We start from the raw sequence: 21,672 nt of genomic DNA on the forward strand, positions 1-21,672 counted from the left end.
AAATCACGCTAAGTCACGCAAAATACAACCGATAAATTTGGCAAAAAAAATAAGCCCTCTCGGGCTTTCCGGATGCTTTTTCGATTCGTAAGTGTCAAACGCCCGTGTTTCGACTAAATCGGAAACTTTCACGGCATTTTTTTCATCTAATAGTTGCAAAATCATTCTGTGACGACGCTCTTTAATCATTCCTGTACCTCCAATCGACTTTACAGTGATAAACAAACAATTAAATGTTTGAATCGAACATAAGCTGTTTGAGGTTATAATACAACCTGTATTCCCGGATAGTCGTAACTAGGTCGGATAAAACCTTGATATAAAAGCATTTCTCCCTAGTTATGCGTTTAACACATAACTAGGTGAATCGAACCTCAAAATACTGTCCAAACCTTGATTTGACGGGTTTTGCATTTGTTCCTAGTTAGGTGTCTCCGGGAATCCAGGATACAACTATGAGGCAAGGATGTCAACTGTTTAAAGTAATTATGTTAAATAGATGTTTAGCCTTGACAAACATATGAAAACGGTTTATATCGTTTGTAACGAACATTAAACAAACAAAACGAATAGATGTGGGGAGATGTATATAATAGACAAAGAACAAGTAGCAAGGATTGGTTTTGAAATTGTCGCGTATTCAGGAGAAGCAAGATCAAATTTCATAGAAGCAATTCAAAAAGTTAAAAATGGAGAAAGTAAAGAAGAAGTCAAACAATTAATTGAAGAAGGAAATGCTAGTCTAAACTTAGCCCATAATAGCCAAACTCAATTGTTAGCAAAAGAAGCAGGCGGAGAAGAAGTTGAATTGGGATTCATCTTTGTACACGGTCAAGATCATTTAATGACGACAATTTTGTTAAAAGATATCTTAGAGTTTTTAATGGATATCTATAAACCTTAAATAATCCATAGTTTTTCTAATAACATTTTAAAATAAAGGAGAATGTAAAATGGTTGAACGGAATAATTTCCCGGATGGTTTTCTTTTTGGAAGTGCGGCAGCAGCATATCATTTTGAAGGAGCATGGGATAGAGATGGTAAAGGACCGGCAGTTGCTGATGTAGTGCCTAATGGTACAAGACAAGGGCGTACAAAGCATCCGGAACCAGGAAATTTGAAGCATCGAGCAATAGAGTTTTATGACAGATATAAAGAAGATGTTGCTCTTTTTGCAGAGTTAGGATTGAAGGCATTTCGTACATCGATTGCATGGACTAGAATCTATCCAAATGGAATTGAAGAAGAGCCGAACGAAGCAGGTTTGCAATTTTATGATGATTTATTCGATGAATTATTATCTTACGGAATTGAGCCAATCGTAACAATTACTCATTCTGGAGAAATACCTCTCTATTTAGCGGATCATTACAATGGCTTTGCGAATAAAAAGGTCATTGAATACTACAAAAAATATGTTCGTACGATTATTGAGAGGTATCACCATAAAGTTAAATATTGGTTGACCTTTAATGAGGTGAATATATCTGATAAGATGCCTCTTTTCTCAGCAGGAGTAACTCAAGATCCGAGTACAATGGATGAATCGCTTCATTTCCAGGTATTTCATAATAGATTTGTAGCGAATTCAGAAGCAATTAAGATTGCTAAAGAAATTAATCCTGAATTGCAGTTAGGTTGTACGACAACGATTGGACCGATTTATCCATTAACGCCTAAACCTGAAGATGCTCTACAAGCCTTTTTCGAGACGCGTGAGATGTTATTCTTTACGGATGTTCATGCTTTTGGAGAATATCCTGACTATAAAATTAAAGAAGTAAAAGAAAAGAATTTACAATTAGATATTACAAAAGAAGAGCTACAACTCATTAAAGATCACACAGTAGACTTTGTAGCTTATAGCTATTACAACAGTGGAGTAGCTAGACACGATTATGAAGATATTTCAGATAAAGACGTTAATGTTATCAGTGGTTTACGAAATCCAGAACTTGAAGAAAACGAATGGGGATGGAAAATTGATCCGATTGGATTAAGACATATTCTAAATATCGTTCACGATCGTTATCACTTACCACAAATGATTGTTGAAAATGGTTTTTCTAAGATTGAGGAACCAGAAGAAGATGAAAATGGAGAGTTAACGGTTATTGACGATTATAGAATCGACAGTTTACGTGACTATCTATTAGAGTTGAATAAAGCTATTGGTGATGGTGCAGAGGTTATTGCGTATACTAATTGGGCTGTAATGGACTTTGTTAGTGGATCAACTGGAAAAATGGAAAAACGATGGGGGTTTATTTTTGTTGATTATTATGATGATATGACGGGAACCATGAAACGGTATAAAAAGAAGAGTTTTGATTGGTATCGTAAAGTTATAGAATCAAATGGGGATTATTTATTTAATAAAGAAATCATTCATAGTGAGGATGAACAATTATGAATAGTTTAATAGCACAAATAGAAAAAGCACAACCTTTTTTTGAAAAATTATCTAGAAATAAATATTTAAGAGCTATTAAAGATGGTTTTACAGCAGCAATGCCTGTAATATTATTTTCCAGTTTATTTATGTTAGTTGCGAATCTTCCAGAAGTATTTGGTTATCATTGGAGTGAAGCGACTAAAGCATGGATAATGAAACCTTATAGTTACACAATGGGGATTGCCGGTTTGCTCGTAGCGAGTAATACATCAAAAGCTTTAACCGATTCTTTCAATGGAGACTTACCTAATAAACATAAATTAAATAGTACTTCCATTTCCATGGGAGCTATATCAGGTTTTTTAATATTATCAGTAGATCAAATAGAAAATGGTTTTGCAACGAAATTTATGGGTACTTCTGGATTAATAACTTCATTCGTAGCAGCTATACTAACAGTACACATTTATAAATTTTTTGTAACAAGAGAAATAATTATAACTATGCCGGAAGAGGTTCCACCCAACATATCTCAAGCATTTGCAGATATAGCACCTTTTGCCGCGACAATTTCCGTCACATTGTTAGTGGATTTTGTAATCAGATCTACCTTTGGAACAAGTTTTGCAGAATGGCTTATTGGTATTTTCCAACCATTATTCACTGCTTCTGATGGGTATCTAGGATTAGCGATTATAGCAGGAGCTATGTCTTTCTTCTGGTTTATTGGTATTCATGGTCCATCTATAGTGAGACCAGCAACATCTGCTGTAGAATATTTAAATATTGATATAAATATTCAAACGTATTTAGCAGGAGGAAGAGCCACAAAATTATTAACTGATCCAGCAAGAGCTTTTGTCATGACATTAGGAGGAACGGGAGCGACTTTTGTAGTTCCGTATTTATTTATGTTTTTTTCCAAATCTAAAAGAAACAAAGCTGTAGGAAAAGCAACATTTATTCCAAGTACATTTGCAGTTAATGAACCTATTTTATTTGGAGCACCAATAGTACTTAATCCTGTGTTCTTTATTCCATTTATTTTAGCACCGATAATAAATATTTGGATATTCAAAATATTTGTTGAGGTCCTTGGAATGACAGCTTTTATGTTCGTTTTACCATGGACAATACCAGGACCAATTGGTATTCCGATTGCTGCCGGTTTTCATCCACTTTCTTTTGTATTAGCGTTAGTTTTGATTGTAGTGGATGCACTGATTTATTTTCCTTTCTTTAAAGTATATGATAATCAAGTGTATGAAGACGAACTAGCCGCTGAAACCAACAAAGATGAAAACAAAGCGATAGATGTACAAGAGGAAAATACGGTACCCAATACCCCTGAGATTTCGGATGATGTAGTGCCTACGACTAATATTGTTTTAGATGATAAGAAACACGTACTAGTACTTTGTGCAGGCGGAGGAACCAGTGGGCTATTAAGCAATGCTTTAAACAAGGCTTCAGAAAAATATGATGCCCCCTTAGAAGCTACTGCGGGTAGTTATGGATCCCATAATGATATATTAAAGGATTATGATTTGGTTATTTTAGCGCCTCAAGTTGCATCAAATTATGAAACCATAAAGAAAGATACGGATAAACTCGGCATTAAACTAATAAAAACAAAAGGTCAAGAATATATATCGCTAACAAACGATCCAAAAAAAGCCATGGATTTTGTACTAGATAAATTTTAAAAAGACCAATGTGAAAACAATAATAACATTTCCAAACGAAAAGAGTATAGGTGAGCGAAATACCTCTGAAATGTGGTATTGAAATGGGTGCAAATAAAAATACACTACTAAATTTCAATAACACAACATTTTTATAGTATAGGAGTTTTAAAATGATTTTAACTGTAACAATGAATCCATCGATTGATGTGTCCTACCCATTGGAACAACTAAACATCGATACTGTGAATCGTCTCAGCAAGGTTTCAAAAACGGCTGGTGGAAAAGGCTTAAATCCTGGATTCCCGGAGACACCTAACTAGGAACAAATGCAAAACCCGTCAAATCAAGGTTTGGACAGTATTTTGAGGTTCGATTCACCTAGTTATGTGTTAAACGCATAACTAGGGAGAAATGCTTTTATATCAAGGTTTTATCCGACCTAGTTACGACTATCCGGGAATACAGGTTAAATGTATCAAGAGTATTGGCTCAACTAGGAGCGCCCATTACAGCGACAGGTGTCATCGGTGGACATTATGGAAATTACTTAACAGAGCAACTTGATAAAGACGACATTCACCATAATTTTTCAAAAATAGCTGGGGAAACGAGAAGCTGTATTGCCATTTTACACGAAGGCCAACAAACTGAAATGTTAGAATCAGGCCCCCAAGTATCAAAAGAAGAACAAGCTAACTATATAGCAAACTTCGAAAAAATATTATCAGATGCGAACTATGTGACCATTTCAGGCAGCTTGCCTAAAGGTATTCATCACGATTTTTATTCAGTATTAACTGAAAAAGCAACTCTGGCTAATGCAAGAGTTTTGTTAGATACTTCAGGTGCCACTTTGAAAAGGAGTATCGAAAGTGACTACAAACCCTTTCTAATCAAACCAAACGAAACTGAGATCGCGGACTTAATTGGAAAAGAAATTAAGTCAGAACCAACACTGGTTGAAGCTTTAGAAGATGAAAAATTCGATGGCATTGAATGGATTGTTGTAACTTTAGGAGCAGATGGTGCTTTAGTTAAGAATAAAAATAATTACTACCGTGTCGAGATTCCAACAATTGATGTAAAAAACCCAGTTGGTTCTGGAGATTCAACGATCGCTGGTTTGGCATACTCTTTATATAAAAATGAAACCCCTGAAGTTGTTATAAAAACTGGGATGGTTACTGGTATGCTTAACACACAAGAAGAAAAAACGGGATATATTAATGTAGATAATTTCGAAGCATTATTCGAACAAGTGAAAATTATAAAAATTAAATAATTCTATTTAGTACCCAAGAGGAAGATAAATCTTTTTCTTGGTTTTTTTCTATCAATCAATTTAAAATTCTTGATGGAAACATTTTATAATGCAATTGAAGATGAAGAAGGGATAGGAATTACGGTATTTTTTATATAGGCTTAAATAAGTCTATAAGATGATTTTTGTTCTATTCGTCCTTATTGAATCGAAGTTTTATGGCTTGTATTAGTAAGTCAAAGTTTTCGTCGTCAAGACCAGCGAAGCTATCACATATATCGGCGTTGTAGTGTCCGTTGTATAAGTTAAACGCCGCCATAACTAATTTGCGTGAACTGCTGCTTAAGTCCACCTCGTCGTTTTCCAGGGATTCCGGTTTAATAGAGTGTTCTTTAAAGTCATAAAAGTGCGTCACTTTTCTGAATAAGTCGTCAGTTGAGAAGATAAGAAGTAAAGCTTTGCGCTCGACGTCGGTCTCTGCAGTCTTGTCCTTAATAAGTAGCTCTGTGTAATTGTCCGTGTACATATTTCCCCCTCGATTCCATTCGATTTTTAAAATAAGAAATACTCTTCAAATTGTACAATTATATTTAATTATAACGTATAAGTATAGAATTATGGTGGATTTCGAAAATAATACAGACTCAAAATTTAATGAGCATTGATAAAAAAATTCCCTTAGTGTCCCGTTAACACAAAAAGAGGCCTAAGCCTCTTTTTGTGTTAATGATAGCGTTGTTTATGGTCAGATAGAATCGCTCCTGCCTGACTTTTTGTTTTTTTATTATTACTAGTAGCCAAGTCTTTTCCGGCTTCGCTTACTTTACGAGGAATTTTTTTACAGTTTTTCTCTCCCATAATCTTATCACCTCACTTTGCTCTATTTACAGAAGAAAGAGGGTAGAATATCAGGAATCACACCAATTTTTATTTGATAATCTAAGGCTTCTTTGGTTTTGAAAGCCTTTTCTCGAGTGTCTTTATCTTATCAAAAACAAGGAAATAAATCAAGAACAAACGTTCCTTTTTCGTAGTACGGTTATTAATTTGCTAGTTGGTGTAATAAATCATCAATGTGCTCATTGATGATAACCAAACGGTTTTTCAGTAATTGCCCCTTTTTAGTCAGCACTAAATTCCCGCCCTGATTCTGGAATAATTTAACTTCCAGATCAGTTTCGAGATAGTGGATATGCTGCGTAATCGCTTGTTTTGATAGGCACAGATCTTCCTCAACCTTTGCATAGTCTAAGGAATCCGCTAAAACCAGGAATGTTTGGTAACGATAATCAATCATGAAATCACCCTTTCATTTCTAAATGATGGCTTACCGGCAAATCAAATCTGAAATCGCCTCAAAATGCGTTATTTCGGATTTGTTTTGTCTAAATAGCAGGAAAAAGAGTCTCAAAAACAGCTATTTGTCTGAATCGACTGAAATATTTCTTACTTTACTTTACCTGAAGTCAGATAGTAAAGATAAAGGCGTACGAAAACATCGGAAAGGCTGGCACCTTCCAAATCCATCTCTTTCATGAAATCAGACAATTCTTCTTTACTGACGATCAGATTGGCCAGTTTATAATAATCCCCCAAAGGATAGACATAGATGACGTTCTCCGGTGTCTTCCGTCCGAAGGGGTGAAAGAGATTCTTGATCGCAGTTTGGTAAAAGGGATTGTTCTTACCGGTGCTGAAATTTCTTGCAGCCATTTCCTTGAAATCAGCTAAATGGATCGGGATACTGGCATTTTTCCTGAAAAGAAAAAGGTCTCCTGACCCACTCACCATAGCTTTCTCCAACAGATCTTTTATGGCTGCCTGGTAGCCTGCTCGATAGTCGGAGGTTGTCTGTTCTACGGATTCGGTGCTTGCAGCTGCTTCCTTCTTCTTTGCAATAAATTCATCGAGGTCTGATTGTTCTATCTGATAGCCTGTTTTTCTGGATTCTTGTACAGCTGGCAAGTCCCCTTGACGAATCCATCGCAAGACCACTTGTCTAGAACTCGTAAGGCCTTCTTTTTCAAGAATGGTGAGTACTTCAGAGACGTTTAACATGTGACTCCCCCTCTCATTTATCTTTACTTTACCATATTTTAAAGTAAAGTAAAGATAAAAAAAAAGACAGAATACTGGATTTTGTGCCCAGTAGCATCTTCACTCAGCTTAATGTAGGAGAAATCGGGAAAACTGTTGGTTATGATAGAGAGGTTTTGGTAAAAATGGTCGAGTATAGTTCGCCTTATCATGTTCTTCAAAATTTCACGTTTCTCGGTCATGATGAACACCCCAATTCATTTTTTTACTTCAGTATTGAGGACGACTATAGCAATCTGGGAATGTTTGATTAGGCGTTATTGTGTCGTTAAAAATTAAAAACTACTTTCTAGAAATCCGTTTATGGAGATCTTTTTTCGTTTTGTGTCGCCATATGCCCTAGGCAATCCGGCGCGGCCGGATCAGGGCTTTACCTCTTCGGACTGTTCCACGGCAATCGACAGGCGGGAGCCCTCCCTGCGGTCCCACATGCTGCTATCCGGGAACAGAAAAGCGAATCAAGAATCGCAAAAAGTTTTTCCTCCGTCCTCTCCACGCTGTTCCGGTCCCGTCCGAAAAATTTTTTGGCTAAAGAGTCCCTACCCGCTGAAGCGGCAAGGGACTCTTTTTTCTGGATTCCCTTTAATGCCTCGAGGTGACTGGCTGGCCAACAAAACGGAAAAAATTCAGCTTTTCGCTCCCGCTGGGCCGACACAAAACGAAAGGGGAAAGAAAAAAATGAAGGAAAAAGCAAAAGTAAATGATTTTATTCGTATCTATACAGAGGAAGGAGATTACCTAATAGAAAATCCTTATCGAGTCACTCATATTGACCGTAGATTCCTCCCTAAAAAGCTCTACTATGAAGCACAAAGCTTGGACGGTTTGATTGATATTAAATTTTTAGAAGAAACAGAATTTGAAAAAATACAGTAAGGAAAAAGACAGCTAAATACATGTGGCTCTCCTTTTTATCTTTACTTTACTTTTTTGAAATGTAAAGTAAAGATAAAAAGGAAAAGTAATGGATCTTTAAAAAATATTGATTTATCGATAATAGACATGTGTCTATTATGAAGGTAGCAAGACTGCTCGTAGATTTTTTAGTATAAATTTTACGCGTGTTGGAAAAAGGAATAGCAGTGTCCAGAAAATGGTTCATTTCTGGACACTCCTTTTTTGGTATATTTTCTCTCTAAATGATCTGAAATACGTGTCCATAAACCCATTGCAAAATCGATGTTCAATTAATTATGCATAATAAAGTTGTGACACACTTAAAAAATTACAAATCATTTATATGGATGTTTGAATGCGAGCTTATGGTTATACTTCATTAATAACATTTTAGAAAAATAAGAACGTAGCCACCGCAATCGTATCGGTTGCTTTCTCTTTCCGCATTTAGTGGCGCTATTTCTCGCACTAATGGACTATATTCACCGTATAGTTGGCGTACTACTGTATTTCCGTACCTTTCTTTTAACCGCTTGATTAGATTTTCTGATTACCAAAGTGAGATAAATTCTATTTTAGTATGCTGTTTAAATGCTGCTTAAATCCCAAGACACGATTATAAATTATTGACAACATACGTTTAAAGATGTAAACTAATTACACTGATTACAAATGTAAACGAAAAAAAGGAGTGAAGAGGATGGTACCAATATTGGAGGTTCAAAGTCTTAAAAAAATTTTTACGAAAGCAGATGGATCCGCGCACACGGCGGTGGATGGCATCTCTTTTGATCTCAGAGCTGGTGAAATTTTCAGCTTTTTGGGTCCAAATGGGGCTGGGAAAAGTACAACTATCAATATGATCACCACCCAACTTTCCCCATCAGGTGGAATGATAAAAATAGAAGGACAGGATATCCGGGAAAATCCCGCTCTTGCGAGGCAGAAAATTGGGATTGTGGCCCAACATAATAATTTGGATCGGGGGCTGACGGCTCTCGAAAACCTGGTGTTTCATGGGAAATACTTCGGGATGGGAACAGCGGAAGCAGAAGAGCGCGCCCATTCTCTTTTGGAAGACTTTGGACTATCCGACTGGAAAGATGATTATGTAAAAAGTTTTTCGGGTGGGATGGCACAGCGTCTCAAAATTGCCCGAGCGATTATGCATCGGCCTAAACTTCTCTTTCTAGATGAACCAACGACAGGATTGGATCCCGCCTATCGAGAAATTCTTTGGAAGCACGTATTGACTCTTAATAAGAAGAATCATACAACAGTTTTTTTGACAACTCACTATATGGAAGAGCCTCAACGCTTTTCTGATCGAGTTGCCATTTACAATGCTGGTAAAATTAAGGCAATAGGAACGATTGAAGAACTAAGGGAATTGGTCCCAACCGCTAATATTATATACTTGACCCTTGATCAAATTCCTTCTGGGTTCGAGCAATTTCTTCAAAATGATTCTGCCATTAGACAAGTTGTTAAAAATGACCAGAAATCTTTAACAATCTATCCTGAAGACCACAAACAAGCATTGAACAAAATCATCAATTTGGTCGATAAGCACAATGTTACTTTAGAAAATATTCAGTTAAGTTCTACGAGCTTAGAGGATATTTACATCAGTTTGACGGATAATAAGGAAGGGGAGAAAAACAATGGGACAAATGCAAATATCAACTAATTCCGTATTTTGGACGATGGTGAAACGGGATATACTGGTCCAATGGCGGAACTGGGCGGAGTTCATTTTTCGGGTAGCCATGTTGCCCTTTATCCTCATTCTCACCTATGGATTTATTTTGCCGCGCATCGGTGTTTTAACGGAAGATTTCCCAAACAATATGTTTCCTGGGATGGTTGGCATGAGCCTTCTAGTCACGGGAATCCACGGTACAGCAATCCCGTTGTCCATGGACTTTAACAATTCTCGGGAAATTGAAGATCGGCTGCAGGCGCCAGTCGATATCAGAGTGACGGCTTGGTCGAAAATGGTTGTCGGAATCATTGAGTCCTGGATTGGTGGATTGCTCGTTCTGCCCATCTCACTGATGTTTATGGGTAGCTATCTCAATTTCTCCATGTCCAGTTTAGATATTTTACTGCTGATCCTTATCTTGGCCTTGAGTTCCGTTGCATCTGCTTCTTTGGGTCTACTGGTTGGTACGATTGTGAAGCCCATGCAGATTGCCGCTATGTTCCCTGGGTTTCTTATGCCAATCATCTTTACAGGAGCAGTTTTCTTCAGTTGGCAATCCTTAACTCCTCTTCCCATAATCAAGGGGCTCGTTTTATTTAATCCTCTGGTATATATCAATGAAGCCTTGAGATACACTATGATGGAAACCACTACTGCTATGCCGCTATGGTTTAGTTTGACGGGAATTATTCTATTCACACTCGCAATGGGCTGGTTGGGTATGAGACGTTTCACTAAAATGGCGATTCGTTAATTGTTTTGTTACAATTTTCTTGATTAGGCTGGGGCATTCCTAGCTGAAATGAGTGAAAAAAGGTTCCAATCACCAATTGTGGTGGTTGGAACCTTTTTTTGGAGTACCTTGGTGCAGCTTCCATCCTGTGGAGGTAACTTCGGGCAGTACCCTTTCTCTTGCTCACTATCATAATACGATTTTCAGACTATCTCTAACCCTCAGCACTTAATTGCATTATTCTTTTGTTACGAGTCAGGGTGCTCTTGCTGATACCGGTCATTTTCTCTACCTCTTTATAGGAATGATTCTTCAATAGATTCATGGCCAGATTGATTTGTTGCTGATTAAATTTCTTTGGTCGCCCTTCCCTGAAATCAGGTTTCTGTTTAGCCAGCTCTTTCCCTTCCTGCGTACGTTCCACAATCAAATCGCGTTCAAAATCCGCAAAAGCGCTGAAAATCGTGAAGATTAATCTTCCAGTGGACGTGTTTTCGATAATTCCTAAATTCAGCACGTTGATCCGCACGCCCTTCTCAAATAAGAGCTTGATCGTGTTCAATGCATCTTGCGTGCTGCGAGCGAAGCGATCCAGTTTCGTCACAACCAACGTATCTCCTGTCTCAATTTCCTGAAGGAGTTTTTGGAACTCGGGACGATCACTTTTTGTTCCGGTAATTTTCTCGAAGTAGACTCGGTCGCAGCGTTCCTCTTCGAGTTGACGTAGCTGTCCTTCTAGATCTTGTTGGCGGGTACTCACCCGTGCGTAGCCATATTTCATCTTTTTTCACCCTCACTTTTGAATATAAGTTATGACACACTTGTATCCCTTGATTTTACTGGAACTGAAAACTGTAGTCAATACTCATGAGTTATGACGAGCAATTAACATGAGCTTACGAGACTTGTCAGCTCCTCCTCTATCACTTTAAACACAAGGACAGCCAAAGCTTTTTCGATACGATCAACAGCTTAGACCAACGCCTCCCACAATGGTTTTGTAAGAAGCTGACGTTTTTAAATAAATACAAATTAGGGATTCAATATGCTTTAAAAACCAGGTATAGTAATGGTGCATTAGAAGGAACAAACAACAAGATAAAAGTGATAAAACGAGTAGCCTACGGCTATCGAAATTTCCACAACTTTCGAGCAAGAATTTATCTCATTCAAGGCTTGATCTTCTAAGTAAATCGAGTAGGAGGAGCCTCACGGCTCCGACCTCTCACACCACCGTACGTACGGATCCGTATACGGCGGTTCAATATCTTGCGTAAGCAGACTCTACCATTTCGCTTAGGGATACTAAGCCCCTGGACTGTCAACACCAAGTTATCGCCCATGCTGGGCGCACAACAAAAACCAGTTAAGCACTCTGCCTAACTGGTTATGACTAAATTTTCAGTTGTATCTTTCTCTACCAACACTAAATGTCGAAGAGCCAAAAAAGGAGATCTATCAAGCAATCTCCTTCCTAATAAATCTCCTCTTACATAAAGTTATTTATGAACACTGATTTAAGCTAAGCTGCCGATATCACAATCTCAGCATCCACTAAATCAGCCTTCAAGTTTTTGACATCTAAGTGGTCAAGGTAGAAATCCGTTACCTTATCACGAATTTGTTGTTCAATTACTCGCCGTAACGGCCGCGCACCCATTGCTTCATCATAGCCTTGTTCCATCAGCCAATCTTTGGCCGCTTTAGTTACCTCAAGTTTGATGGATTTTTTGGCTAAAGTTTTTTGTACATCCGCCAACATCAAATCGACAATTTGACTTAAGTCTTGCTTAGTCAGATGTGAAAATTCCACGATTCCATTAAAACGGTTCAGAAATTCTGGGCGGAAAAATGGTGCTAACTTATCCATTAATGACTGATCTCGTTGCTTGTCACCACTTAATGCTTCATTACCAAAGCCAGCATTAGAAGTAGCAATAATAATCGTATTTTTGAAATTAATGACATTGCCTTGTCCATCCGTTAAGCGCCCATCATCCATCACTTGTAACAGTAACGTTAATACTTGTGGATGAGCCTTTTCGATTTCATCTAATAATACAATGGAATATGGATTACGCCGAACCTGTTCAGTTAGAGTATTAGCATTATCATCATAGCCTACGTATCCAGCCGAGGTACCAATTAATTTCGACACAGCTGTACGATCAGCATATTCACTCATATCTAGCCGAATAATCGCATTTTCATTTCCAAACATATCTAAGGCTAATTGCTTAGCTAATTCAGTCTTTCCTACGCCAGTTGGGCCCACAAACAGAAAACTTCCAATCGGCTGATCACCCTCTGAAAAGCCCGCACGGTTACGCCGAATTGCTTTTGCTACCATTTCAACCGCTTCATCTTGACCGATTACCTTACTTTTCAGACGCTTATCAAGATTTTTCAAGCGCTCAATATCATTAGCGCCCATATCAGAAACTGGTATACCAGTTAAACGTTCAACCGATTGTGCCACATCATCAATCGTGGCAGTGATTTTTTCTTTTTGATCCGTTTCTTTAATTTTTTGCTTGGTTTCCTCGATCGACTTCTTGATATCAGCGGCTTTTGTAAAGTCCTCCGATTTAATGGCGGCCTCCTTAGCTGCCTCTAATTTTTTAAGGCGTTGATCCAATGTCTCAACATCAGTTTGCGAATTTTTAGCCGCTAAATGAGCCGCAGTCATGTCGATCAAATCGATAGCTTTATCTGGCAAAGTGCGTTGTGGTATATATTGGATTGAATAATCCACAGCCGCCTTCAAAACATCATCTGGTAATACAACATGATGATGTTTTTCGTACAGCTCTTTAATACCTTGTAATATACGTAAAGTGTCAGCGGCCGTCGGTTCATTAATCACAACATCATTGAATCGCCGTGCCAAAGCCGCATTTTTCAAAATAGTATTGCGATATTCATCTTGAGTCGTAGCCCCGATTACACTCAACTCGCCACGTGACAAAGCAGGTTTAATGATATCAGCCAATCCTTTGCCACCATCTTCACCACCAGTGGCACCCGTGCCGAGAATCTGATGAATTTCATCGAAGAATAGAATAATATTACCAGCTGCTTTAACTTCCTCTACCAGCTGTTTAATATTTTCTTCAAAAGAACCGCGATATTGAGTTCCTGCTTCCAAAGACGATAAATCAATCGAATAGATTTCTTTATCTTGAATCGTTTCTGGAACTTTACCAGCCACAATTGCTTGTGCCAGACCTTCGACGACTGCAGTTTTACCTACACCGGCATCACCAACTAAGATTGCATTATTTTTCGTTCTACGACACAAAATTTCTGCAGTTTCTTGAATCTCCTTCTCACGTCCAATCACTGGATCTAGTAATCCATCACGAGCCTGTTCCGTCAAATTAGTCCCTAACTTTTCTAAAATCCCTCCTTTTTTAACAGCCTGTTTACCATCTTTAGATACTTCTATTGTTTTATTATTTTGGGGTAGCTTACCAGTTGCTCGGTATTGAGTAAACTCATCCGGTGTCAACGATTGTCCATTAACTAAATACCGTGCACGCTCCGAATTTTGATTATCCATGCGCCGAAATAATTGATTGAAAACATCATCCATATCATTGTTGAAAAAAGGATCATTTCCGTAAAAATTTGCCATATTACAACACCTCCATAAAAATTTATATGTGTAACTTAGTGACCATAATATCCTTTAAGACTACAACTGTATTATAGCACAATTTTTATGTATCGCTAAGTAAAGTGCTTATAGAATCAATTAGAACCTGAATAATTCATAGAATTTCTGATACTCTATTAAAAGCCTATTAACGCGCGGTTCTTCTTTTCTTTTTCCGCACCCTTTGGGTGTACAAAAAGAACCCCAATCTGCTATGGTTAAAGTGACTAAACTAAACCAAGAAAGGGGTTCTCTCAATGGCTACATTACAGGAAAAACACGTAAAATTCAACTCTAAAATGGTGGTGTCAAACACCGGTGGTAATCTTTCGTCGGATGCCGGTCTCATCTTGGTGAAGGAATTCATGGATTCGCTTGGATTTTATTCGTTCGCGAAGCAATTCCTCCACTTCAATGAGGACCGTATTTATTGGACTCATGACAACATCTCCCTGCTCGAACAGCTGCTCTTCCAGTTGATTGCCGGATATTCCGCGGATTCATCCGCCAATCTCTTGAAGGAAGATCCCATTTTTCGGTTGGTTTTGGATAAGGAAGCCATCGCCTCCCAGGCCTCACTATCCCGCTTCTGGGACCGGATCAGCGAGGAGAACATTGCACAGTTTCAGGAACTGAACCAAGCCATGCTGGACAAGGTCCGCATGGAACGGAACAATACCCAAATGATCATCGATTTAGATTCCACACATTCGGATACGTTCGGGAACCAAGAAAAGACTGAGTACAATGCCCATTACGGCACACAGGGCTATCATCCGTTGGTGGCCTTCGATGGCCTCACGGGAGACTTTCTGAAAGCAGAACTTCGTTCTGGCAATGTGTATACGTCAAAAGGTGTAAAAGATTTTCTGGCACCGATGCTCGCACATTACTGTCAAGTCCTTCCCTGCACTGATATTTTGGTCCGGGGAGACAGCGGCTTTGCGACGCCCGAGGTCTATGATACATGTGAATCCAACGGAAGTTTCTATGTCATCCGCCTGAAATCAAATAAAGTCGTGGAAAAACTAGCGGAATCCTATGTCCTGGTTGGGGACAACCATTCCTGGGATGAAAGGGAAGTCCACCACTATTCCGCGTTCTATCAAGCCAATAGCTGGCCCCAAAAACGTCGAATCTGTATCAAATCGACTCGGGAAGCGAATCAGCTGGTGTTCAGTCACGAGTACGTGGTCACTAATTTTCACGAGGAATTATCCGCGAAAACCATCTTCCAGATTTACCATAAACGTGGCACCATGGAGAACTTCATCAAGGAAGCGAAAAATGGGTTCTATTTCGACAAGACGGATAGCTCAAGCTTCTTGGAAAATCATGCGCGGATGATGGTAAGCCTGTTGGCTTACAACCTGGTCAACTTCATGAAGACCATCTGTCTACCTGAAAAGGAAGCGACATTCCAAGTCGACACATTGCGGCTCCGCCTGTTCAAGGTGTCGGGTAAATTAGTCCACAGTGGCCGAAGATTGCTTTTACGGATGAGCTCCTATCATGTCTATCAAGACTTGTTTTATCAGTTACTGGATAAAATCCAGCAACTCAGTTGGCAAGCGTAAAATAGCAATCAGCTTTTAAAAAGACATGGAATCACTAAGGGATTCGTGCGCCCAAAAACAGCTCCAGATTCCCTATCTTCGTTAAAAAAACAAAAGGAAATCTGTTTTCGCAAGTACAAACCGGTTGAAAAAAGAAAATTCAACTCAAATCGATGTATAAACGTTATTTTCCCAAAAAAATTAGATCTATGAATTATTCAGGATAGATGCTAGTTATTAAGAATAGAAAAACTAAAATATATAGTCAATAATTTGATCTATTTTTGCCATATCTTGTAATGGTAAATAATCCGCAAGTACTAAATTCCGAGAATTGAAATCCAGTGATTTTAATTGAGAAATGAGGACCTGTCCATTAATATCCATTTCAGTTGGGAGTGTGTATCTAGTGGGTAGGTCTTTTATTGTAGAGGTAATCGGACAAATAATTACAAATCGTGTCTTTCTGTTAAAATCATAACGAGAAACAACCAAACCAGATCGACGTTTTTGATTTTTTTGTTCTGATGAGGAATCAAAATCAACCCAAACAATATCTCCTTTGTTAGGAATATATTTTTCTTTTTCTGACATTAGATTAATTCTCTCCCTTCAGGTGAAATATCTTCCCAATCATCCAATTCATAAAACTCTCCTTCATCTCCGCCTTCAAAAGGGTCAGATAATTTAGGAACTAAAAGAATAGTGCCGTCTGAAGAATAGACAACTAAATATTCTTTATTTGACTCTGGTTTTTTACCATTATGAGGTGGTAGTGTTATCACTACAGAACTACCTTGCATTCTTGATTTTGTTAGCAACATTTTAAACACTCCTTTTATTTATTATAGTATAAAAAACTATGTGTTGCAAAGATAATTTCATGTTTTATAAATAACAACATGAAACTGAGGAGAAAATTAAAAATAAAACAAGGGCACTATTTTAGATAAAATAGTGCGGTTACTTTGTTTCAAATAAAGGGTTTCTGAATTTTGTATAACTAACCGCATGAATATGGTACAATAGAAAGGAAATAGTGCAGTTAAAAATTCCGGAAGGGAATGATTTTTTGTCTTATAATGTGCAACCACTTCGAACAAAATCAGATATTGACGATGTACTTTTTGTTCTTAGACGAACAAAATATTCTAAAAGAAATGTTTTTCTCTTTTTATTTGGAATCAATGTTGGATTACGTGCTTCAGATATTGTTTGTCGAAAAGTGAAAGATATTTCATATTCACTTACACCAAAAATTATTGAGAAAAAAACGGGGAAAACTCAAACACTACATTTAGAAAATTTACAGCCATTAATTAAAACGTATATTGAAGAAATGAATTTAACTGAAGAGGATTATTTGTTTCCTTCACATGTGGGGAATAGTCACTTAACTGTAAATGGATTATACCGTGTATTTCAAAATGTAGGTATCCAATTAGAGAGATCAGACTTGGCCACACATACGATGAGAAAAACATTTGGTTATAATTATTATATGAAGACAAAAGATATTGGAACCTTAATGATTATTTTTAATCATTCTAGCGAAAAGATTACAAAACGATATTTAGGTATCACAGATCAAGAAATTGGTGAAAGTTTGGCTGATTTTAAATTAGGCTTTTAAATCCAATATTATCAGTCTTTAATGAATACATCAGAAGTTAATAAGTTCATTGTTCAAGGAGAAATCAAAGATAATTTTAAAATATAGTGATAGTTGAATGTTGTGAGGAGCTTTTTAAGGTCATTTGAAACTATTCATATGGATTATTGGTCATAAATGCATCAAAATACGTTTCTAAAATTTAGTCATAAATAATTATTAAGTATAAGTATACACGAAAGTATCTACTTTACAATGTATCTACTTTCGTGTATACTTATTTTAGAAGGAAGGTGTTCTTATGAGCTATGTTGTTGATGCTAGTGTTAAAACATGGGGGAATGGTAGTGCTGTTCGTCTATCAAAAGAACTTTTAGCAGTTGCTGGATTTCATGATTCTGAAGAAATTGAAATTGTAGCAGATGCGGATCAAATTATTATAAAAAAAAGAAGACAAACTAAAACTTTAGAAGAGATGTTTGAAAATTATGATGGTGGATTTTATGAACCAACTGTAGAAGACAGTGCTTGGTTAAGTATGGGGAGAGTTGGAGAAGAATGGTAGGAAAATATATACCTAAGCAAGGAGATATTATTCTAGTAAATTTTGACCCCTCATTAGGACACGAACAAAAAGATCAACGCCCTGCATTAGTTGTTAGTGCAAATTTACTATCAAAAACATCTCCTTTTACTTGGGTTGTTCCTATTAGTAATGGAAAATGGAATTATCCTACTCATGTAGTATTGGATGATCGAACAAAAACTAGTGGTCAACTATTTGTAGAACAATTAATGACGATTGATTATAGAGTAAGGCCTTTAAAGTATCTTGAGAAAATACCAAATGACATTCTTGATACGGTTTTAAATACTATACATGAATTGACAAAAAAAGTAAATGAGTAGTTTATATACTTTTTTGATTTTACAACCTGGCCTATATTTCATTTTTTTGCTTTGCTGCTTAGGTAAGTATTACGGAGGGGAAATATGCTAAATAATAAACTAGGGATTACTGATCAAGTAAAGTTAGCAAGGGCTGAAGAAAAAATTAGTAAAGCTAATGCTAAGAAATTATATGATTCAGGCGATATTCATACATTAGAGGTTGGTACGTATAAAGGTTTATCTGATATTCATAGATACCTATTTTCAGATATTTATGATTTTGCAGGTGAAATTCGAACCGTTAATATTTCTAAAGGTAATTTTAGATTTGCTCCAGTTATGTACTTAGAGGCTTCATTAAAGTTTATTGATCAGATGCCGCAACAAACAATTGAAGAGATTGTAGCAAAATATGTGGAAATGAATGTAGCGCATCCTTTTAGAGAAGGTAATGGACGCAGCACTAGAATATGGTTAGATTTAATTTTAAAAAAAGAAGTGAAAAAAGTTATTGATTGGAATTTAATCAATAAAGAATATTATTTATCAGCTATGGAGCGTAGTCCGGTTAACGATTTGGAAATACGATATCTTCTGACTAATGCCCTGACTAAATTTATTGATAACCGAGAAATATATATGAAAGGTATCGATGTTAGTTACTATTATGAAGGATATACGGAATACAATACAGAAGACCTTTAATTCTGTGGTATTGTAATTATTAAGATATCATGTTAATCTTATAAGTACAAATATATAACGATAGAAACAAATAAAAGAATCAACCTATGTCGGCACATAAGTTGATTCTTTTATTTTTTATTTAAAATGAGATAAAAATTATGAGTTAATCATATTTTAAGCATAATGGATTTGCAATTAGGGAGTTATCGCAAAATCTTAATATTATCAATTTAGATAACTTGGCTTCTATATAAAGAAGTTGTATTAGAGTAGTAATAAAAAAATAAGAACTTAATCAAGTGTTATGGCATTATTTACTTCCTTTAACTTGTTGAAAGAAAAAGGTATAATTAAGTTAGAAAAATAACTGTTGAGAGGTTGAATAAATTATGCAAAAACGGGAAAAATTGTTGAATGAGATTAGTAATATTTTAGAATTAGAAAATGATACTTTGAGTTTAAACAGAATTATTGAGTATACACAGTTTCCAAAAAGAAAAAGTTTTTTTGAAAAGGCAATATTAAAAGAAAATCGTCCTTACGGAGTTTTCAATGATAGTGAAGAAATTCTGATCTATCAAAGTAGAAAATCACCTGAGTTTACTGATCATCAAAAAGAATACTTTGAGTTAATAGTTAGCAATGTAAATAAACTTATTGAGTTAAGAGATAAATAATATAATGAAGATATGTAATTAAATGAGTTTGAGTCCAATGTCAATTTTTTTATTATTTAGAGTAAAGTTTTAAATGGAAATGAGGTGGAATTCATAAAAAAACAAAAGTTATACGTATCGGGAATTCTCTTGGAGTCATTTTACCTAAAGATAACGGAATAACAGTTGACGAATCATTAACGTATAAAGAAAATGGAAGCATCATTCAATTAGACTTATCAGAAACACAAAAATTACATGATAGAAATCTAATTGAAGAAAGTTTTAAAGATTTCGAGGAAGGCAATGTTGTAACTGAAAAAGAAATGGTAAAAGAATTTGGAAATTATAGATGGGGTAATTAGAAAATGATAGAGTATTCTGTTGAATATACAAATTAAAAGAGGCTAACAGCTATTCAGTTGTTAGCCTTATTCAACTTTCATAAAAATATTAGTTTTCCTGAAAGTTGAACATAATACATTGCAACACAGCGCATTCACCCAAAGTTACGGTATGCTCTACAATAAAAAAGGAAATGCTTCTAACTCAGCATTTCTTTTTTTATTTAGACTTTAAGATTAAAAATTTATTCGGAAAAATAAAGCGAAAAGTTGAGATATCTGAACAAATGACTTTATCTACTCATAAAATTTTTGATCTTAATTAAAACAACTCGCTATGAGATCCTGTCCTAGCTAAAGCTAGGATTAATTTCTCTTGATCGATTTTATATATTAGTAACCAATCAGGATTAATATGACATTCTCGTAAACCCGTGTAATTTCCAGTTAACAAGTGATCCTTGTATTTTTCTGGTAATTTCTTTTGTTGTTGCAAGTAATCTAAAACTTTTTCTAACTCTGAAGTTTTTTTCCCTTGCTTAATTATTTTTTTATAGTCTTTTTTAAATTTTGATGTGTAATAGATATCAAGCATTTAAATCCTCCAACAAATCTTTCACAGAGCTAAATCCACCCTCTAAATTTCCATCTTCAATATCTTTAATAGCTTTAAGGGTTTCCGCATTAGGTTTTTTTATTTGAAAAGGGATTGCTTGGTTTGATACTGACTGTTGTAAAAATACAGTAATAGCACTTGTCATTGTCAAACCTAATTCATTAAATAGCTTTTCTGCTTCAGTTTTAAGTTCGCTATTTACTTTAACATTAATTGGTTTTTTTTCTAGTGTGGTCATAGTATCGTTCATCCTCTCTTATTTTTATCTAACTTTATTTTACCACTAATTAATACACATTGGAAGTATATTATACGTATAAAACGTTAAATTAAGGGTTTTTATTTTCAGGCATCTTATTGAATTATGATATCAAAAAACTGTCTACTTTATTCTGCAATTAAACTTCTGTAGTATTTTTTAATCTGTTGTAGATAGTTAAAACATTAACATTTTTTCCATTTCGGAAATACCAAATAATATAATAGAGTTATATTCAATTAAGTTTCGTATTTATTTGGTGAGGATGATTGTATACTTACTTATTTATTAATTCGGCTTTTTTAGTTTGTAGTTGTTGCAGGTACGTGCTTGCGCCGATACCTCTGTTCGCCTCTGCATCTGACAAACCTTCAATGACATTTAAACGAATATTTGCTAGATTTTTTTCTTCTGCAGTTTCATTTGTAATTTCAAAAGGGAATTTATTTTGTTTGACAACTTTGTCTAAAAATAAATCAAAAGTTGTGGTTAAATCTAACTGCTTACTAGAGAGCTCTTTAGTGGCCTTGTCTTTTAATTTAGTTTCTGCACGAATAAAGATTCTAGATTTTTCTTTAATTGCGGTCATTATAAACCCTCCCCTTCTACTTGTGTG

The 21,672-nt window shown here is 36.1% G+C and carries 26 protein-coding genes and 2 pseudogenes; 16 read left to right on the plus strand and 12 right to left on the minus strand.

Going from position 1 to position 21,672, the window contains the following annotated elements; genetic code table 11:
* Window positions 1-3: 3 nt before the first annotated feature.
* Window positions 4-189, minus strand: coding sequence for a hypothetical protein (locus tag MHI00_RS16695; RefSeq protein ID WP_341115375.1), 186 nt, complete (start codon window positions 187-189; stop codon window positions 4-6).
* Between the two features lie 403 nt (window positions 190-592).
* Here MHI00_RS16695 and MHI00_RS16700 point away from each other — a divergent pair, with 403 nt between their 5' ends.
* The 5 genes and pseudogenes from MHI00_RS16700 (at window position 593) to MHI00_RS16720 (ending at window position 5,366) form a co-directional block, all read left to right on the plus strand.
* Window positions 593-904, plus strand: a complete 312-nt coding sequence (locus MHI00_RS16700; RefSeq protein WP_029451375.1) for a PTS lactose/cellobiose transporter subunit IIA — start codon at window positions 593-595, stop codon at window positions 902-904.
* Window positions 905-953: 49 nt separating this feature from the next.
* On the plus strand, window positions 954-2,414 hold the full coding sequence (locus MHI00_RS16705) for a glycoside hydrolase family 1 protein (RefSeq protein ID WP_010051933.1): 1,461 nt from the start codon (window positions 954-956) through the stop codon (window positions 2,412-2,414).
* Entirely contained in the window at window positions 2,411-4,102 is a 1,692-nt protein-coding gene (locus MHI00_RS16710) for a PTS lactose transporter subunit IIBC (protein ID WP_176455261.1), read from the plus strand. The genes MHI00_RS16705 and MHI00_RS16710 overlap by 4 nt, the downstream gene beginning before the upstream one ends.
* Before the next feature lie 152 nt (window positions 4,103-4,254).
* A pseudogene (locus MHI00_RS16715) lies at window positions 4,255-4,371 on the plus strand (tagatose-6-phosphate kinase); the annotation flags it as partial.
* Between the two features lie 164 nt (window positions 4,372-4,535).
* Window positions 4,536-5,366, plus strand: coding sequence for a hexose kinase (locus tag MHI00_RS16720; RefSeq protein WP_255256403.1), 831 nt, complete (start codon window positions 4,536-4,538; stop codon window positions 5,364-5,366).
* Window positions 5,367-5,535: 169 nt separating this feature from the next.
* Here MHI00_RS16720 and MHI00_RS17755 read toward each other — a convergent pair whose 3' ends face one another.
* From MHI00_RS17755 to MHI00_RS16735, 4 genes are all read right to left on the minus strand, one after another.
* Window positions 5,536-5,871 (minus strand): DUF6075 family protein, encoded by a 336-nt coding sequence (locus MHI00_RS17755; RefSeq protein ID WP_051926841.1) that lies wholly within the window; start codon window positions 5,869-5,871, stop codon window positions 5,536-5,538.
* Between the two features lie 197 nt (window positions 5,872-6,068).
* Window positions 6,069-6,203: a hypothetical protein gene (locus tag MHI00_RS16725; RefSeq protein WP_257613397.1), complete on the minus strand. Its 135-nt coding sequence runs from the start codon at window positions 6,201-6,203 to the stop codon at window positions 6,069-6,071.
* A 184-nt stretch (window positions 6,204-6,387) separates the two neighbouring features.
* The gene (locus MHI00_RS16730) at window positions 6,388-6,642 is read right to left on the minus strand and encodes a helix-turn-helix domain-containing protein (RefSeq protein ID WP_035067058.1); all 255 of its coding nucleotides are present in this window, start codon (window positions 6,640-6,642) and stop codon (window positions 6,388-6,390) included.
* 149 nt (window positions 6,643-6,791) lie between these two features.
* Window positions 6,792-7,403, minus strand: coding sequence for a helix-turn-helix domain-containing protein (locus tag MHI00_RS16735; protein WP_035067055.1), 612 nt, complete (start codon window positions 7,401-7,403; stop codon window positions 6,792-6,794).
* A gap of 624 nt (window positions 7,404-8,027) precedes the next feature.
* Here MHI00_RS16735 and MHI00_RS16740 point away from each other — a divergent pair.
* From MHI00_RS16740 to MHI00_RS16750, 3 genes are all read left to right on the plus strand, one after another.
* Complete coding sequence (locus MHI00_RS16740) at window positions 8,028-8,318, plus strand: hypothetical protein (RefSeq protein WP_157463886.1); 291 nt, start codon at window positions 8,028-8,030, stop codon at window positions 8,316-8,318.
* A gap of 721 nt (window positions 8,319-9,039) precedes the next feature.
* A complete protein-coding gene (locus MHI00_RS16745) occupies window positions 9,040-10,029 on the plus strand; it encodes an ABC transporter ATP-binding protein (protein ID WP_035067049.1) in 990 nt (329 codons plus the stop codon).
* Window positions 10,004-10,798: an ABC transporter permease gene (locus MHI00_RS16750; protein WP_035067047.1), complete on the plus strand. Its 795-nt coding sequence runs from the start codon at window positions 10,004-10,006 to the stop codon at window positions 10,796-10,798. The genes MHI00_RS16745 and MHI00_RS16750 overlap by 26 nt, the downstream gene beginning before the upstream one ends.
* A gap of 193 nt (window positions 10,799-10,991) precedes the next feature.
* Here MHI00_RS16750 and MHI00_RS16755 read toward each other — a convergent pair whose 3' ends face one another.
* The gene (locus MHI00_RS16755; RefSeq protein ID WP_035067045.1) at window positions 10,992-11,558 is read right to left on the minus strand and encodes a recombinase family protein; all 567 of its coding nucleotides are present in this window, start codon (window positions 11,556-11,558) and stop codon (window positions 10,992-10,994) included.
* Between the two features lie 83 nt (window positions 11,559-11,641).
* Here MHI00_RS16755 and MHI00_RS16760 point away from each other — a divergent pair.
* Window positions 11,642-11,965: pseudogene (locus tag MHI00_RS16760) on the plus strand (transposase); the annotation flags it as partial.
* A 334-nt stretch (window positions 11,966-12,299) separates the two neighbouring features.
* On the opposite strand, the gene clpL reads toward MHI00_RS16760, so the two are convergent.
* Window positions 12,300-14,414: an ATP-dependent protease ClpL gene (clpL, locus tag MHI00_RS16765; RefSeq protein WP_035067042.1), complete on the minus strand. Its 2,115-nt coding sequence runs from the start codon at window positions 14,412-14,414 to the stop codon at window positions 12,300-12,302.
* A 278-nt stretch (window positions 14,415-14,692) separates the two neighbouring features.
* On the opposite strand from clpL, the gene MHI00_RS16770 reads away from it, so the two are divergent.
* On the plus strand, window positions 14,693-16,012 hold the full coding sequence (locus tag MHI00_RS16770) for an IS1380 family transposase (protein WP_015076361.1): 1,320 nt from the start codon (window positions 14,693-14,695) through the stop codon (window positions 16,010-16,012).
* A gap of 231 nt (window positions 16,013-16,243) precedes the next feature.
* On the opposite strand, the gene MHI00_RS16775 is transcribed toward MHI00_RS16770, so the two are convergent.
* Window positions 16,244-16,585 carry a type II toxin-antitoxin system PemK/MazF family toxin gene (locus tag MHI00_RS16775; protein WP_034558236.1) on the minus strand — a complete coding sequence of 114 codons (342 nt, stop codon included), beginning with the start codon at window positions 16,583-16,585 and terminating at the stop codon, window positions 16,244-16,246.
* Window positions 16,585-16,815, minus strand: a complete 231-nt coding sequence (gene mazE / locus MHI00_RS16780; RefSeq protein WP_034558234.1) for a type II toxin-antitoxin system PemI/MazE family antitoxin — start codon at window positions 16,813-16,815, stop codon at window positions 16,585-16,587. The genes MHI00_RS16775 and mazE overlap by 1 nt, the downstream gene beginning before the upstream one ends.
* A gap of 248 nt (window positions 16,816-17,063) precedes the next feature.
* Between mazE and MHI00_RS16785 the strand changes: the two genes are divergently transcribed.
* The 6 genes from MHI00_RS16785 to MHI00_RS16810 all read left to right on the plus strand — a co-directional run bounded on the left by MHI00_RS16785 (window position 17,064) and on the right by MHI00_RS16810 (window position 20,202).
* Window positions 17,064-17,624 carry a tyrosine-type recombinase/integrase gene (locus tag MHI00_RS16785; protein ID WP_034558409.1) on the plus strand — a complete coding sequence of 187 codons (561 nt, stop codon included), beginning with the start codon at window positions 17,064-17,066 and terminating at the stop codon, window positions 17,622-17,624.
* 280 nt (window positions 17,625-17,904) lie between these two features.
* Entirely contained in the window at window positions 17,905-18,168 is a 264-nt protein-coding gene (locus MHI00_RS16790) for an AbrB/MazE/SpoVT family DNA-binding domain-containing protein (protein ID WP_051926839.1), read from the plus strand.
* Window positions 18,162-18,512, plus strand: coding sequence for a type II toxin-antitoxin system PemK/MazF family toxin (locus MHI00_RS16795; protein ID WP_034558232.1), 351 nt, complete (start codon window positions 18,162-18,164; stop codon window positions 18,510-18,512). Before MHI00_RS16790 ends, MHI00_RS16795 begins: the two co-directional genes overlap by 7 nt.
* 84 nt (window positions 18,513-18,596) lie before the next feature.
* The gene (gene fic, locus MHI00_RS16800; RefSeq protein ID WP_034558230.1) at window positions 18,597-19,199 is read left to right on the plus strand and encodes a protein adenylyltransferase Fic; all 603 of its coding nucleotides are present in this window, start codon (window positions 18,597-18,599) and stop codon (window positions 19,197-19,199) included.
* 371 nt (window positions 19,200-19,570) lie between these two features.
* A complete protein-coding gene (locus MHI00_RS16805; protein WP_034558228.1) occupies window positions 19,571-19,858 on the plus strand; it encodes a hypothetical protein in 288 nt (95 codons plus the stop codon).
* A gap of 89 nt (window positions 19,859-19,947) precedes the next feature.
* Complete coding sequence (locus MHI00_RS16810) at window positions 19,948-20,202, plus strand: AbrB/MazE/SpoVT family DNA-binding domain-containing protein (RefSeq protein ID WP_080732592.1); 255 nt, start codon at window positions 19,948-19,950, stop codon at window positions 20,200-20,202.
* Window positions 20,203-20,503: 301 nt separating this feature from the next.
* Here the strand turns inward: MHI00_RS16810 and MHI00_RS16815 are convergent, their stop codons facing one another.
* From MHI00_RS16815 to relB, 3 genes are all read right to left on the minus strand, one after another.
* Entirely contained in the window at window positions 20,504-20,776 is a 273-nt protein-coding gene (locus tag MHI00_RS16815; RefSeq protein ID WP_056995099.1) for a type II toxin-antitoxin system YafQ family toxin, read from the minus strand.
* On the minus strand, window positions 20,769-21,035 hold the full coding sequence (locus MHI00_RS16820) for a type II toxin-antitoxin system RelB/DinJ family antitoxin (RefSeq protein WP_034558223.1): 267 nt from the start codon (window positions 21,033-21,035) through the stop codon (window positions 20,769-20,771). The genes MHI00_RS16815 and MHI00_RS16820 overlap by 8 nt, the downstream gene beginning before the upstream one ends.
* 298 nt (window positions 21,036-21,333) lie before the next feature.
* A complete protein-coding gene (relB, locus tag MHI00_RS16825; RefSeq protein WP_034558221.1) occupies window positions 21,334-21,645 on the minus strand; it encodes a type II toxin-antitoxin system RelB/ParD family antitoxin in 312 nt (103 codons plus the stop codon).
* Between the last annotated feature and the right edge of the window lie 27 nt (window positions 21,646-21,672).

The organism is Carnobacterium sp. FSL E2-0243 (genome assembly GCF_038003605.1).
Lineage (GTDB): Bacteria > Bacillota > Bacilli > Lactobacillales > Carnobacteriaceae > Carnobacterium > Carnobacterium maltaromaticum.

Excerpts from the sequence above, each read along its gene's own strand:
- MHI00_RS16695 (WP_341115375.1), bottom strand. The coding sequence starts at position 189 with ATGATTAAAGAGCGTCGTCACAGAATGATTTTGCAACTATTAGATGAA.
- MHI00_RS16705 (WP_010051933.1), top strand. The coding sequence starts at position 954 with ATGGTTGAACGGAATAATTTCCCGGATGGTTTTCTTTTTGGAAGTGCG.
- MHI00_RS16710 (WP_176455261.1), top strand. The coding sequence starts at position 2,411 with ATGAATAGTTTAATAGCACAAATAGAAAAAGCACAACCTTTTTTTGAA.
- MHI00_RS17755 (WP_051926841.1), bottom strand. The coding sequence starts at position 5,871 with ATGTACACGGACAATTACACAGAGCTACTTATTAAGGACAAGACTGCA.
- MHI00_RS16725 (WP_257613397.1), bottom strand. The coding sequence starts at position 6,203 with ATGGGAGAGAAAAACTGTAAAAAAATTCCTCGTAAAGTAAGCGAAGCC.
- MHI00_RS16730 (WP_035067058.1), bottom strand. The coding sequence starts at position 6,642 with ATGATTGATTATCGTTACCAAACATTCCTGGTTTTAGCGGATTCCTTA.
- MHI00_RS16735 (WP_035067055.1), bottom strand. The coding sequence starts at position 7,403 with ATGTTAAACGTCTCTGAAGTACTCACCATTCTTGAAAAAGAAGGCCTT.
- MHI00_RS16740 (WP_157463886.1), top strand. The coding sequence starts at position 8,028 with ATGCCTCGAGGTGACTGGCTGGCCAACAAAACGGAAAAAATTCAGCTT.
- MHI00_RS16745 (WP_035067049.1), top strand. The coding sequence starts at position 9,040 with ATGGTACCAATATTGGAGGTTCAAAGTCTTAAAAAAATTTTTACGAAA.
- MHI00_RS16750 (WP_035067047.1), top strand. The coding sequence starts at position 10,004 with ATGGGACAAATGCAAATATCAACTAATTCCGTATTTTGGACGATGGTG.
- MHI00_RS16755 (WP_035067045.1), bottom strand. The coding sequence starts at position 11,558 with ATGAAATATGGCTACGCACGGGTGAGTACCCGCCAACAAGATCTAGAA.
- clpL (WP_035067042.1), bottom strand. The coding sequence starts at position 14,414 with ATGGCAAATTTTTACGGAAATGATCCTTTTTTCAACAATGATATGGAT.
- MHI00_RS16770 (WP_015076361.1), top strand. The coding sequence starts at position 14,693 with ATGGCTACATTACAGGAAAAACACGTAAAATTCAACTCTAAAATGGTG.
- MHI00_RS16775 (WP_034558236.1), bottom strand. The coding sequence starts at position 16,585 with ATGTCAGAAAAAGAAAAATATATTCCTAACAAAGGAGATATTGTTTGG.
- mazE (WP_034558234.1), bottom strand. The coding sequence starts at position 16,815 with ATGTTGCTAACAAAATCAAGAATGCAAGGTAGTTCTGTAGTGATAACA.
- MHI00_RS16790 (WP_051926839.1), top strand. The coding sequence starts at position 17,905 with ATGAGCTATGTTGTTGATGCTAGTGTTAAAACATGGGGGAATGGTAGT.
- MHI00_RS16795 (WP_034558232.1), top strand. The coding sequence starts at position 18,162 with ATGGTAGGAAAATATATACCTAAGCAAGGAGATATTATTCTAGTAAAT.
- fic (WP_034558230.1), top strand. The coding sequence starts at position 18,597 with ATGCTAAATAATAAACTAGGGATTACTGATCAAGTAAAGTTAGCAAGG.
- MHI00_RS16805 (WP_034558228.1), top strand. The coding sequence starts at position 19,571 with ATGCAAAAACGGGAAAAATTGTTGAATGAGATTAGTAATATTTTAGAA.
- MHI00_RS16815 (WP_056995099.1), bottom strand. The coding sequence starts at position 20,776 with ATGCTTGATATCTATTACACATCAAAATTTAAAAAAGACTATAAAAAA.
- MHI00_RS16820 (WP_034558223.1), bottom strand. The coding sequence starts at position 21,035 with ATGACCACACTAGAAAAAAAACCAATTAATGTTAAAGTAAATAGCGAA.
- relB (WP_034558221.1), bottom strand. The coding sequence starts at position 21,645 with ATGACCGCAATTAAAGAAAAATCTAGAATCTTTATTCGTGCAGAAACT.